This window comes from Salmonella sp. 741265050_HSA (assembly GCF_046569445.1).
GTDB classification, from domain to species: Bacteria; Pseudomonadota; Gammaproteobacteria; order Enterobacterales; family Enterobacteriaceae; genus Salmonella; species Salmonella enterica.
Window position 1 is genome coordinate 130,506 of sequence record NZ_JBKFSV010000001.1, and the last position, 12,632, is coordinate 143,137.

Annotated in this window: 10 protein-coding genes; 5 read left to right on the plus strand and 5 right to left on the minus strand. The window is 53.5% G+C overall.

The genetic code is table 11. The features are described 5' to 3' along the window. Positions 1-72 precede the first annotated feature (72 nt). Positions 73-1,314 (plus strand): bifunctional glucose-1-phosphatase/inositol phosphatase, encoded by a 1,242-nt coding sequence (gene agp, locus ACLD4F_RS00575; protein ID WP_000749201.1) that lies wholly within the window; start codon positions 73-75, stop codon positions 1,312-1,314. 33 nt (positions 1,315-1,347) lie between these two features. Here the strand turns inward: agp and ACLD4F_RS00580 are convergent, their stop codons facing one another. Together ACLD4F_RS00580 and wrbA are read right to left on the minus strand one after the other, a co-directional pair. Then, complete coding sequence (locus ACLD4F_RS00580; protein WP_001143125.1) at positions 1,348-1,575, minus strand: YccJ family protein; 228 nt, start codon at positions 1,573-1,575, stop codon at positions 1,348-1,350. A 20-nt stretch (positions 1,576-1,595) separates the two neighbouring features. Continuing rightward, positions 1,596-2,192, minus strand: a complete 597-nt coding sequence (gene wrbA, locus ACLD4F_RS00585) for an NAD(P)H:quinone oxidoreductase (RefSeq protein ID WP_001062898.1) — start codon at positions 2,190-2,192, stop codon at positions 1,596-1,598. Between the two features lie 384 nt (positions 2,193-2,576). Here wrbA and ACLD4F_RS00590 point away from each other — a divergent pair, with 384 nt between their 5' ends. After that, positions 2,577-2,744 carry a general stress protein gene (locus ACLD4F_RS00590; RefSeq protein WP_001273663.1) on the plus strand — a complete coding sequence of 56 codons (168 nt, stop codon included), beginning with the start codon at positions 2,577-2,579 and terminating at the stop codon, positions 2,742-2,744. 136 nt (positions 2,745-2,880) lie between these two features. After that, positions 2,881-3,519 (plus strand): HTH-type transcriptional regulator RutR, encoded by a 639-nt coding sequence (gene rutR / locus ACLD4F_RS00595; protein WP_000083128.1) that lies wholly within the window; start codon positions 2,881-2,883, stop codon positions 3,517-3,519. On the opposite strand, the gene ACLD4F_RS00600 is transcribed toward rutR, so the two are convergent. Then, positions 3,516-3,911 (minus strand): lysozyme inhibitor LprI family protein, encoded by a 396-nt coding sequence (locus ACLD4F_RS00600; RefSeq protein ID WP_000821059.1) that lies wholly within the window; start codon positions 3,909-3,911, stop codon positions 3,516-3,518. The two genes, rutR and ACLD4F_RS00600, sit on opposite strands and share 4 nt — an antisense overlap. A gap of 58 nt (positions 3,912-3,969) precedes the next feature. Continuing rightward, a complete protein-coding gene (gene putA / locus ACLD4F_RS00605; RefSeq protein WP_080094903.1) occupies positions 3,970-7,932 on the minus strand; it encodes a trifunctional transcriptional regulator/proline dehydrogenase/L-glutamate gamma-semialdehyde dehydrogenase in 3,963 nt (1,320 codons plus the stop codon). A gap of 421 nt (positions 7,933-8,353) precedes the next feature. Here putA and putP point away from each other — a divergent pair, with 421 nt between their 5' ends. Both putP and phoH read left to right on the plus strand, forming a co-directional pair. Continuing rightward, a complete protein-coding gene (gene putP / locus ACLD4F_RS00610; RefSeq protein ID WP_001018467.1) occupies positions 8,354-9,862 on the plus strand; it encodes a sodium/proline symporter PutP in 1,509 nt (502 codons plus the stop codon). Between the two features lie 892 nt (positions 9,863-10,754). Further along, positions 10,755-11,543: a phosphate starvation-inducible protein PhoH gene (gene phoH / locus ACLD4F_RS00615; RefSeq protein WP_000533527.1), complete on the plus strand. Its 789-nt coding sequence runs from the start codon at positions 10,755-10,757 to the stop codon at positions 11,541-11,543. A 104-nt stretch (positions 11,544-11,647) separates the two neighbouring features. Here the strand turns inward: phoH and ACLD4F_RS00620 are convergent, their stop codons facing one another. Then, positions 11,648-12,529: a MurR/RpiR family transcriptional regulator gene (locus ACLD4F_RS00620; protein WP_000433673.1), complete on the minus strand. Its 882-nt coding sequence runs from the start codon at positions 12,527-12,529 to the stop codon at positions 11,648-11,650. Positions 12,530-12,632 lie beyond the last annotated feature (103 nt).

Genomic DNA, 12,632 nt, shown 5'->3' on the forward strand with positions numbered 1-12,632 from the left:
AAATCGTTCCCGGAAAAATGATCCATTTCTGTCACACTCAGAACGATTTGATAACAACAAGAGGTCATAGGGATGAAAAAATCATTACTCGCTGTTGCTGTGGCAGGGGCTGTTTTGTTGTCATCCGCCGTACAGGCGCAGACAACGCCGGAGGGTTATCAATTACAACAGGTGCTGATGATGAGCCGCCATAATCTGCGGGCGCCGCTGGCGAATAATGGCAGCGTACTGGCGCAGTCGACGCCGAACGCCTGGCCGGCGTGGGACGTTCCCGGCGGGCAACTGACGACGAAAGGCGGCGTGCTGGAAGTCTATATGGGACACTACACACGTGAATGGCTGGTCGCGCAGGGGCTGATACCGTCGGGAGAATGTCCGGCGCCCGACACGGTATATGCCTATGCGAATAGTTTGCAGCGCACCGTCGCCACCGCGCAATTTTTCATTACCGGCGCTTTCCCCGGCTGTGATATTCCTGTTCATCATCAGGAAAAAATGGGCACTATGGACCCTACCTTCAATCCGGTAATTACCGATGATTCCGCCGCGTTCCGGCAACAGGCCGTACAGGCGATGGAAAAGGCGCGTAGTCAGCTACATCTTGATGAGAGTTATAAACTGCTTGAGCAGATAACGCATTATCAGGACTCGCCGTCCTGCAAAGAGAAGCATCAGTGTTCGCTAATCGACGCGAAAGATACCTTCAGCGCGAACTATCAGCAAGAGCCTGGCGTGCAGGGGCCGCTGAAAGTAGGGAACTCGCTGGTGGATGCGTTTACCCTGCAATATTACGAAGGGTTTCCGATGGATCAGGTCGCCTGGGGCGGCATCCACACCGATCGGCAGTGGAAGGTGCTGTCAAAACTGAAAAACGGCTATCAGGACAGCCTGTTTACCTCACCCACGGTGGCGCGCAATGTCGCTGCGCCGCTGGTGAAATATATCGATAAGGTGCTGGTTGCCGATCGCGTTAGCGCGCCGAAGGTTACCGTGCTGGTGGGGCATGATTCCAATATCGCGTCGCTGCTGACGGCCCTGGATTTTAAACCCTATCAGCTCCATGACCAGTATGAGAGAACGCCGATTGGCGGCCAGCTTGTCTTCCAACGCTGGCATGACGGCAACGCTAACCGGGATTTGATGAAAATCGAGTATGTCTACCAGAGCGCCCGGCAGTTACGTAACGCGGAAGCGTTAACGCTCAAATCGCCCGCGCAAAGGGTAACCCTGGAACTGAAAGGATGTCCGGTGGATGCGAACGGCTTCTGTCCGCTGGATAAGTTCGATAACGTCATGAACACTGCCGCAAAATAGCCGTATGCCCCCGCGCAGGCGGGGGCGTTTGTGTTATACGTTCTTACGTTCGATGATTTGTTCGCCCCAGAAGAGCGAGTCTTTGTCCGTTTTCTCAAAGGCTTTGATCAGCACCTCATCGCTACCTTCTTCCCATATTTTTTCTGCCAGTTTCTCGTCATAGTGAGCGACTTCAAAAATGGCTTCGGCAATTTCCGGCGACGTATTACGCAGGCTTGCCCATTCGCCGACGCGGTGCGCTTTTGCTTCTTGAGTTGGCATTCGAATCCTCCTGTTGAAGATTAGCCGTTGAGTTTGACTGCCAGACCGGCGACGTATTCCCCCTGATAGCGAGCGATAGAGAGTTCCTCCTGGCTTGGTTGACGTGAACCGTCGCCTCCGGCGATAGTCGTTGCGCCGTAAGGCGTGCCGCCGCGAACCTGGGAGACGTCAAAGAGTTCCTGTGCGGCATAGCCTATCGGGACGATCACCATCCCATGATGGGCAAGAGTAGTCCAGGTCGAGGTGATGGTCTGCTCCTGGCCGCCGCCCGTTCCGGTAGAACTGAACACGCTGCCGAGCTTGCCGTATAGCGCGCCGGATGCCCACAGTCCGCCGGTTTGGTCCAGGAAGGTACGCATCTGGCCTGACATATTGCCAAACCGGGTTGGCGTACCAAAAATAATGGCATCGTAATCCGCCAGCTCCTGTGGGGTGGCAACCGGTGCGTTTTGTGTTTTACCGCCAGCTTTTGCGAAGATTTCAGGCGGCATTGTTTCTGGCACACGCTTTATAATGACCTCTGCGCCGTCGACTTTCTTTGCCCCTTCCGCCACCGCATGCGCCATGGTTTCAATGTGTCCGTACATGGAATAATAGAGCACCAGAATCTTTGCCATTTGTACTACTCCTCAGATTAATCAGGTGTGTAGCGATTCGCTACGTCTATTTAAAGATATGCTCTCCTGTGAAGAGTGCAAATTTCAGCGCCATTTCTTTGATTTATAACAATAATTAATTTGGCGACCTTTGTTGCAAAATGATACATTTTTAAGCGCTTTGATTTTCCCAAATATAAGAATAACTTATTTATTTCTTATGGTTATTATTCTGCGTATTCGGCTTCCAATGTTGCAGAATATTTCGGTAAGCGGCCTACCACGACGTTTTTCACTATGCTTAATGTTACGCGGCGTTACTGATGATATCGTTCATACGCTGCGCGAGGAGATACTCCTCATTACCTATGCAATATGATGTCTAATCTATGACGGAGGTCAGTAATGGCAAACCATCGTGGCGGTTCCGGTAATTTTGCGGAAGACCGCGAAAGAGCATCAGAAGCAGGTCGTAAAGGTGGTCAGCACAGCGGGGGCAATTTTAAGAATGACCCGCAGCGTGCATCCGAAGCAGGCAAAAAAGGGGGCAAAAGCAGTAACCGTAATAGCTAGCCTGCGTCACAACAGCAAGACGCTGAGCGTTTCACGCTAAAAAGCGTCATGCGCCACCGCCGCCGGATTTCCGGCGGTTTTTTTGTTTATAAGCCGGATTTGGTATGCTTGCGTCCTGACAAAAAGGAGAGGGCGCATGTCGCAACGCACAGAGAAAAAAATCGGGAAACGCTCGCAGGCCACCGGTGCAAAACGGCAGCTTATCTTAACCGCCGCGCTTGCCGTTTTTTCCCAGTATGGCATTCATGGCGCGCGTCTTGAGCAGGTCGCCGAGCGGGCAGGCGTCTCCAAAACCAATCTGCTTTATTATTATCCCTCGAAAGAGGCGCTGTATGTCGCGGTAATGCGACAGATTCTGGATGTCTGGCTGGCGCCGCTCAAGGCGTTTCGCGCAGAATTTTCCCCTCTGGAGGCCATCAAAGAGTATATCCGTCTCAAGCTGGAAGTTTCGCGTGATTATCCGCAGGCGTCGCGGCTCTTCTGCATGGAGATGCTGGCGGGCGCGCCGCTCTTAATGGAGGAACTGACCGGCGATCTAAAAGCGTTGATAGATGAAAAATCCGCGCTGATTGCCGGATGGGTGCACAGCGGGAAACTGGCGCCCGTCTCCCCGCACCATTTGATCTTCATGATTTGGGCCGCCACGCAACATTACGCCGATTTTGCCCCTCAGGTTGAGGCGGTAACCGGCGCGACGCTTCGCGATGAAGCCTTTTTTAACCAAACGGTCGAAAGCGTTCAGCGCATTATTATTGAAGGGATTCGCGTGCGTTAACCGGCTGGCGGCAGTGGGCAGCTCAAATCACCCTCTTCACATTGCAGCAGCGAGGCTAAAAACGCTTCGCGTTCGTTCGTTTTATCGGTCAGGCACTGGCTGGCGATCATGGGTTGCACGCTGCCGCCCTCCGTACCTGAGCGAATCAGAGCGCAATCGGCGTCCCGCAGTGCAATCCATGCCACCTGCGCTTTTTGCAACAGCTCGCGCTGCGGCGGTTGCGCACGCTTAATCGCGCTTTGATAGGTTTCGTTCAGCTTTTTATCTGCCGCCTGGTATTGCGCGGCGGCGCAGCGATTCATTTCCAGCTGCGTACTGGCGCTGGCACACTCATCGGCCAACGCCTGACTGCTGAACAACAACGCCGCGCAGGTAAGGAAAATTCGTTTCATACGCTCCTCTGACGCGAGTAAAAAGGCTCCATTGACGGAGCCTTAATTAACCACAGTATTAGCCAATTGTCATCAGGCTGGCATTACCGCCAGCGGCGGCAGTGTTTACGCTCAGCGAACGTTCAATATAGAGCCGTTCCAGCAGTATATTGCTTTCGCCGCGGGCGAACCCCTGTACCGACACTATCGCGCCTTCGCGGGCGGCGACGGCTTCGCACACGGTTCGCAGCTTGTCGGAGTCGCCGTGGAAAATCACCGCGTCAAACGGCTGCGCCATCAGCGTTTCCGCTTTCGCAAACTGGACACGCGCCGCGACGGCGGCGGGGAGACGTTTCGCCAGATCGCGGTGGAAGGCGTCGTCTGACCATAGCGCCTGACTGCCGACGGCGAGAACGGCGGCAAGCTGCGTCAACGCGTCATGTTCGTCATCAGCCAGGCATAATACCCGTTCACGCGGCAACAGCGTCCAGGTATTGCGCTCGCCGGTCGGCCCCGGTAGCAGGCGCTGCGTGCCGGCCTGCGCCAGATCGGCGAATTGTCGGCAGAGCGTCTGTAGCGCTGGACGATCCGCCGCCCATTGCGTCAGGGCGGTCAACGGCGCGAGTAGCGTGGTTTTAAGCTGCGCATCCACCGGGTAACGCGCATCCTGACGAGTCAGCGTCGTATTGAGCGCATTGGGCGGGCGGTGTGCCAGCAGGCGGTAGAGATAGAGCGGCCCTCCCGCTTTTGGCCCGGTGCCGGACAGTCCTTCGCCGCCAAACGGCTGGACGCCGACGACCGCGCCCACCATATTACGGTTAACGTACAGGTTGCCGACATGGGCGGAACCGGTGACTTGCGCAATGGTTTCATCAATACGGGTATGTACGCCCAGCGTTAGCCCGTAGCCGGAAGCGTTAATCTGTTCGATAAGCTCCGCCAGTTGGTTACGGTTATAACGCACGACGTGCAGCACAGGCCCGAAGACCTCTTTTTCCAGTTCTGCGAAGTTTTCCAACTCAATAAGCGTGGGCATTACAAACGTACCGGTTTGCCATTCCTGCGCATCATCGCTGTTTTCACGCGCGGCCTGGAAAACCGGGCGGCCTTTGGCGCGCATTGTCTGGATATGACGTTCAATGTTGGCTTTGGCCTCGCTATCAATCACCGGCCCGATATCGGTCGTCAGACGGCCTGGATTCCCCATCCGACACTCCGCCATCGCGCCGCGTAACATTTTCAGCGTATGTTCGGCGATATCGTCCTGCAAACACAGCACGCGGAGCGCGGAACAGCGTTGTCCGGCGCTGTCGAAAGCGGAAGCCAGCACATCCACGACCACCTGCTCGGTGAGCGCGGAAGAGTCGACAATCATAGCGTTCATACCACCAGTTTCCGCAATCAACGGAATAGGGCGGCCCTGGGCGTCAAGACGCGTGGCAATGTTGCGCTGCAACAACGTCGCGACCTCCGTGGAACCGGTAAACATCACGCCGCGTACACGCGCATCGGCGGTAAGCTGGGCGCCGACGGTTTCTCCCCGTCCCGGCAACAGTTGCACGACGCCCGGCGGTACGCCCGCTTCCAGCAAAATAGCAATGCCCTGGGCGGCAATCAGCGATGTCTGCTCTGCCGGTTTCGCCAGAACGCTGTTACCTGCCGCCAACGCGGCGGCGATTTGGCCGGTGAAAATGGCCAGCGGGAAGTTCCACGGACTGATGCAGACTACCGGCCCTAACGGGCGATGCGTTTCGTTATCGAAATCGTCACGCACTTGGCCGGCATAATAATGGAGGAAGTCTACCGCTTCGCGCACTTCGGCAATGGCGTTGCTGAACGTTTTCCCCGCTTCACGCACCAACAGGCCAATCAACTGCTGCATTTGGTCTTCCATCAATACCGCCGCCCGCTGCAAAATGGCGGCGCGTTCTTGCGGCGGCGTCGCAAACCAAACCGGTGCCTGATTGACCGCGTTTTGCAATGCCTGTTCAACCTCGCTTTCTGTCGCTTCGCGTCCCCAGCCGACAATATCTTTCGGTTCCGCCGGGTTGATAACCGGCGTCATCTCACCGTCGGCCACCGGTTGTTCCAGCACAGGTTTGGCCTGCCATTTCTGCATGGCGTTGCTTAACAGGGCAGAAGAAAGCGAGGCGAGGCGATGTTCATTCGCTAAATCAAGTCCGGCGGAGTTTATCCGACCTTCGCCGTACAGATCGCGCGGCAGCGGAATTTTCGGATGCGGTATGCCAGCCTGACCTTCCTGCTGCGCCAGTTTTTCCACGGCCTCGACCGGGTCCGCCACCAGTTCATCGAGCGGTAGGGTGGCATCGGCGATACGGTTGACAAAAGAGGTGTTGGCGCCGTTTTCCAGCAGGCGTCGTACCAGATAGGCCAGCAGGGTTTCGTGTGTTCCCACCGGCGCGTAAATACGGCAGGGACGGTTAAGTTTTCCGTCCGCCACTTTACCGGTGACCTGTTCATACAGCGGTTCGCCCATGCCGTGCAGGCACTGGAATTCGTACTGACCCGGATAGTAATTTTGCCCGGCCAGATGATAAATCGCCGCCAGTGTGTGAGCGTTATGGGTCGCGAACTGCGGGTAGATCAGATTAGGTACGGCGAGCAGTTTTTTCGCGCAGGCCAGATAAGAGACATCGGTATACACTTTGCGGGTATAAACCGGATAGCCCTCCAGCCCTTCTATTTGCGCGCGTTTGATCTCGCTATCCCAGTAGGCGCCTTTCACCAGACGAATCATCAGCCGACGGCGGCTACGGGAGGCCAGATCGACTAAATAATCAATGACCAGCGGGCAGCGTTTCTGGTAAGCCTGGATCACAAAGCCAATGCCGTTCCAGCCTGCGAGTTCGGGTTCGAAGCAGAGTTTTTCCAGCAGATCGAGCGAGATCTCCAGACGATCCGCCTCTTCGGCGTCGATATTGAGACCAATGTCGTACTGGCGCGCCAGCAGCGTCAGGGATTTCAGGCGCGGATAAAGCTCCTCCATTACCCGATCGTATTGCGCGCGACTATAGCGTGGATGCAGGGCGGACAGCTTAATCGAGATGCCTGGCCCTTCGTAAATACCGCGACCGTTAGACGCTTTGCCGATGGCATGAATCGCTTGCTGGTAAGAGACCATATAGGCCTGCGCATCGGCGGCGGTTAACGCGGCTTCGCCCAGCATATCGTAAGAATAGCGGAACCCTTTCTCTTCCAGTTTTCGGGCATTCGCCAGCGCCTGAGCAATGGTTTCGCCAGTCACGAACTGCTCGCCCATTAAACGCATCGCCATGTCGACGCCTTTGCGGATTAACGGCTCGCCGCTCTTGCCGATAATGCGGTTCAGCGAGCGCGAAAGATTGGCTTCGTTATGCGTTGAGACCAGTCGGCCGGTAAAGAGCAGCCCCCAGGTGGCGGCGTTTACAAACAGCGACGGGCTACGGCCAATATGCGACTGCCAGTTGCCATTACTGATTTTGTCGCGAATTAACGCATCGCGCGTAGCTTTGTCGGGAATACGCAGCAGCGCTTCCGCCAGACACATCAGCGCAACGCCTTCTTGCGAAGAGAGGGAAAACTCCTGCAACAGGCCTTGTACCATACCCGCGCGACCGCTGGCGGATTTTTGATTGCGCAATTTCTCCGCCAGTTGATACGCCAGTTTATGCGCCTGCTCAGCGACAGGCGGCGACAGGCGCGCCTGTTCCATTAGCATTGACACCGCATCGGTTTCCGGGCGGCGCCAGGCGGCGGTGATGGCGGCGCGAGAGACGGATTGGGGAAGAATCTGTTCGGCAAACTCCAGAAAGGGCTGATGCGGCTCATCCTGCGGCGCGACCGGCTCCTCGCTTTCATTTGCCGCGCCGGCAAACAGCGCAGGTAGCTCCGGTAGCGTATCGCTATTTTCCAGCTTGTCCAGATAGCTAAAGATTGCCTGTTTTATTAACCAGTGCGGCGTGCGATCGATACGCGACGCGGCCATTTTGATCCGTTCGCGCGTGGCGTCGTCCAGCTTAACCCCCATCGTGGTGGTTCCCATACCCTCTACTCCTGTTATTCGCTCTATCTGCTAACCAATAGTTAGCGGAAAATATCCACTATGTTGCAACTTTGTGCAACCGCGTTAAATGTGACCTGCGTTGCAAGCTTAAAAATGAATAAATTGTTAAAAAAAGAAAGTGGGAGTCTGACGGGGAAAACCATCTGGATTTATTTTCTCTGCGGTAGTTAACACTTTTAAAAGGTGCAACCGCAAAAAATGTGAGAGAGTGCAACCTGGAGAAAAATAGTATCCCTCTGCAATCAAATTTGATGTAAATGGTGTGTTAAATCGATTGTGAATAACCACCGCTTCCGGCAGGATACGGTCGCCCTGGTAAACATAACACCCTTGCCACGTTCCGGCAGGGTACAAAACGGCACGCTACGGTAGTGCCAATAAATAAATTTGGAGAACCTTGATGGCTATTAGCACACCGATGTTGGTGACATTCTGTGTCTATATTTTTGGCATGATATTGATTGGGTTTATCGCCTGGCGCTCAACCAAAAACTTTGATGACTATATTCTTGGCGGTCGCAGCCTGGGGCCGTTTGTTACGGCTTTATCAGCCGGCGCGTCGGATATGAGCGGCTGGCTGTTAATGGGGCTGCCTGGCGCTATCTTTCTGTCGGGGATCTCTGAAAGCTGGATCGCCATTGGCCTGACGTTAGGCGCATGGATTAACTGGAAGCTGGTGGCCGGGCGCCTGCGCGTGCATACCGAATTTAACAATAACGCGCTCACGCTGCCGGACTATTTTACCGGTCGGTTTGAGGATAAGAGCCGAGTCCTGCGTATTATTTCCGCGCTGGTCATTCTGCTGTTTTTCACTATCTATTGCGCATCAGGTATTGTCGCTGGGGCACGACTGTTCGAAAGCACCTTCGGTATGAGCTATGAAACCGCACTGTGGGCGGGGGCCGCGGCAACCATTATTTATACGTTTATAGGCGGGTTTCTTGCCGTTAGCTGGACGGATACCGTTCAGGCCAGCCTGATGATTTTTGCGTTAATCCTGACGCCGGTGATGGTTATTGTCGGCGTAGGCGGTTTTAGCGAGTCGCTGGAGGTGATCAAGCAAAAGAGCATCGAGAATGTCGACATGCTCAAGGGGCTGAATTTTGTCGCTATTATTTCTCTGATGGGCTGGGGACTGGGTTACTTCGGTCAGCCGCATATCCTGGCGCGCTTTATGGCGGCGGATTCCCATCACAGTATTGTTCATGCGCGTCGTATCAGTATGACCTGGATGATTCTGTGTCTGGCGGGCGCGGTGGCGGTGGGCTTCTTTGGCATTGCGTACTTTAACAATAACCCCGCGCTGGCCGGGGCGGTGAACCAAAACTCAGAACGCGTATTTATTGAACTGGCGCAGATCCTGTTTAACCCGTGGATTGCCGGTGTTCTGCTGTCTGCTATCCTGGCGGCGGTGATGTCGACGTTGAGCTGTCAGTTGCTGGTATGCTCCAGCGCGATTACGGAAGATTTATATAAGGCTTTTCTGCGTAAAAGCGCCAGCCAGCAAGAGCTGGTATGGGTAGGGCGAGTGATGGTGCTGGTGGTAGCGCTGATCGCCATTGCGCTGGCGGCGAATCCCGATAACCGTGTGCTGGGGCTGGTGAGCTACGCCTGGGCTGGATTCGGCGCGGCATTTGGACCTGTTGTCCTGTTTTCTGTGATGTGGTCGCGTATGACACGTAACGGCGCGCTGGCGGGAATGATTATTGGCGCGGTGACGGTTATCGTCTGGAAACAATATGGCTGGCTGGATCTGTATGAGATCATCCCTGGCTTCATTTTCGGCAGCCTGGGGATCGTAATCTTTAGCCTGCTTGGCAAAGCGCCGACAGCAGCGATGCAGGAACGCTTTGCAAAAGCGGACGCGCATTATCATTCCGCGCCGCCGTCGAAGCTACAGGCGGAATAACCGACATGTCCGATAGCATTATTGCCATCGGACATATTTTACCAGGCGGCGTTATACGCCTGCCTGGTCCTCTGATAAGTCCCGGACCGATTGACTGAAGATGTTCAGGTAAATGAGGACGCTCTCTCAAACTATTTTTAGCCCTTGAGCGCCGTTAACGCGGCCGTAATACGTCTCGAGTAATCACTAACTGGCCATATATGAAATCGCCTGTTAATGGTACCAATAGCCTTGACGCAATAGGATAATGACAAAAATTAAAACGAGTCAGCGTTACTGGCGTAAGTATGCCGCACAAAATTTTGCATAAATAATGCCGTTTTAGCGATGGGAGAGAGGACATGTTAATTACTCCATTTTAACCTTTTATATGTTTAATATTCAATGGCTTATGGGTGGTTTCACCATTAATACCCATAGTAGCTAATGATTATCTTTTTTAGTCTCCTGCCAATGAAATAATTGTGTAATCTTTCTGTAAGAGACTGACAATGACGCAATAATGTTTGGTTAATGTTTGGTGAATATATTGTTGCATTATTGATGTTTTGTGTTGTACTTAGTAGTAATAGCGGTAGTTCCCCGGCAGTGATGGTCACTCACTATGGAGATCGCGAATGGTAATGTCCGCACCAGGACACATTGTTTACAGTAGTTACAACACCCTGTACGGACATTCTCTCTCCGGTGGTGGTCTTGTCACCTTAAAAGCTCTCATCATTTCTCTTACTGTCCATACCCATGACGTCATATGTGGTGCGCGTAGCCGTGTGTGGCGTCGTTTCAAAAAGCAAGCTAAGGCTTACAAGGAAGCCAACCCTCAGATGTGTGTGCGCATAATCGCGTTCAAGAGAGCGCGGGTGATGTATACCTACAACTCAAGGTGCTATCCATGGGAAGACAAAAAGCAGTGATCAAAGCTCGTCGTGAAGCAAAGCGTGTGTTGAGACGAGATTCGCGTAGTCATAAGCAACGTGAAGAAGAATCGGTCACGTCACTGGTACAGATGGGCGGAGTAGAAGCCATTGGCATGGCGCGCGATAGTCGCGATACCTCTCCTGTTAAGGCGCGAAATGAAGCACAGGCGCATTATCTGAACGCTATTGACAGTAAACAGCTTATTTTTGCGACCGGCGAAGCCGGCTGCGGAAAAACATGGATCAGTGCGGCAAAGGCGGCAGAAGCATTGATTCATAAGGACGTCGAGAGGATCATTGTGACGCGTCCGGTATTGCAGGCTGATGAAGATCTTGGTTTTTTGCCCGGTGATATCGCTGAAAAATTCGCGCCTTATTTTCGTCCCGTCTACGATGTCCTGCTTAAACGGTTGGGCGCGTCCTTTATGCAATATTGTTTGCGCCCGGAAATCGGTAAGGTAGAAATTGCCCCGTTCGCCTATATGCGTGGGCGTACTTTTGAAAATGCGGTCGTGATTCTCGACGAGGCGCAAAATGTGACTGCGGCGCAAATGAAAATGTTTTTGACGCGATTAGGCGAAAATGTCACGGTCATTGTCAATGGCGATATTACGCAATGCGACCTGCCGCGCGGCGTGCGTTCCGGGTTGAGCGATGCGTTGGAACGCTTTGAAGAAGATGAAATGGTGGGGATTGTGCATTTCAACAAAGACGACTGCGTGCGCTCGGCGCTTTGTCAGCGAACGCTTCACGCATACAGCTAATATAGCATTGACTTTCAGAGCCCGGGAGACCGGGCTTTGTTGTCTATAAAGCGTCCAGCAGACTCATGGACAAAAAAGGAAATGACGCCTGTACGTGAAGGGAATTATTTTGTCATGTCCAGGGCATTCATTGTCCGTAATTTGCTTTCTCGGGCCTGTTCCGGCGAGGACTGTACAAGAAGGGTATAGAGCAGGTCAAAGACGAAAAGCTGCGCGGCTTTCGTACCGATCGAGTCACCCTGCAACATTCCTTGCCGATTACCATTGATCAGGCAAAAATCGGCCTCTTCACATAATGGAGAACCCAGATTATGGGTAATGGCGACTGTGGTGGCGCCAGCCTGTCGGGCCAATCGGAGTGAATGCACTGTTTCTGGCGATGTGCCCGAGTGACTGACACCCATCGCGACATCGCCTGCTTTTAATAGCGTAGCCTGCATGTACATAAAATGGTTATTGCTTACCGCATCTCCCCGTAAACCAATACGCATTAGCTTGTGTTTCATATCCAGCGCCGTGATCCCCGATGAGCCCACACCAAAGATATAAACTGAGTGACAGTGACGTAGGGCGTCCACGACACCGAGAACCTGTTGCATATCAAGCAGATTTAGCGTTTCAGATAATACATTACTAATGGTGTTCTGCAATTTTAAACCAATGGCGTGGGCATCGTCGGATTCGCTAACTTCGGCATCCAGTAGAGGACTACTGTCATCAGACTCGGTAGTGGCAAGTTCAATGGCCAGGTCCATTTTAAAATCCTGAAAACCTTTATAGCCCAGGGTGCGACAAAAGCGAATAACCGTGGCTTCTCCGGCCTGTGTGTCGCGCGACAAATCGGCAATAGATGACTGTGTCACCTGTCTGGGGAAGGCTAAAATATATTGCGCAATACGCTGGGAGGCACGTGTCAGGCTTTTTTGCATAGCACCCAGAGTGTCAAGGATTTTTCCGGGTTTAAGACGTGGGGGTTGAGGCTCCATATAGTTCCTGCTCTTGAGGGCTGATTGCGGCACAAAGCCTGCAATATCGAACAGAGCAGAGCCTATCAAGTCTGCGGCATGAAAAAAAGCGCGATGTAAGTAA

What these genes read in the sequence shown, in the direction of transcription:
- agp (WP_000749201.1), top strand. Translation starts at nt 73, where the DNA reads ATGAAAAAATCATTACTCGCTGTTGCTGTGGCAGGGGCTGTTTTGTTG.
- ACLD4F_RS00580 (WP_001143125.1), bottom strand. Translation starts at nt 1,575, where the DNA reads ATGCCAACTCAAGAAGCAAAAGCGCACCGCGTCGGCGAATGGGCAAGC.
- wrbA (WP_001062898.1), bottom strand. Translation starts at nt 2,192, where the DNA reads ATGGCAAAGATTCTGGTGCTCTATTATTCCATGTACGGACACATTGAA.
- ACLD4F_RS00590 (WP_001273663.1), top strand. Translation starts at nt 2,577, where the DNA reads ATGGCAAACCATCGTGGCGGTTCCGGTAATTTTGCGGAAGACCGCGAA.
- rutR (WP_000083128.1), top strand. Translation starts at nt 2,881, where the DNA reads ATGTCGCAACGCACAGAGAAAAAAATCGGGAAACGCTCGCAGGCCACC.
- ACLD4F_RS00600 (WP_000821059.1), bottom strand. Translation starts at nt 3,911, where the DNA reads ATGAAACGAATTTTCCTTACCTGCGCGGCGTTGTTGTTCAGCAGTCAG.
- putA (WP_080094903.1), bottom strand. Translation starts at nt 7,932, where the DNA reads ATGGGAACCACCACGATGGGGGTTAAGCTGGACGACGCCACGCGCGAA.
- putP (WP_001018467.1), top strand. Translation starts at nt 8,354, where the DNA reads ATGGCTATTAGCACACCGATGTTGGTGACATTCTGTGTCTATATTTTT.
- phoH (WP_000533527.1), top strand. Translation starts at nt 10,755, where the DNA reads ATGGGAAGACAAAAAGCAGTGATCAAAGCTCGTCGTGAAGCAAAGCGT.
- ACLD4F_RS00620 (WP_000433673.1), bottom strand. Translation starts at nt 12,529, where the DNA reads ATGGAGCCTCAACCCCCACGTCTTAAACCCGGAAAAATCCTTGACACT.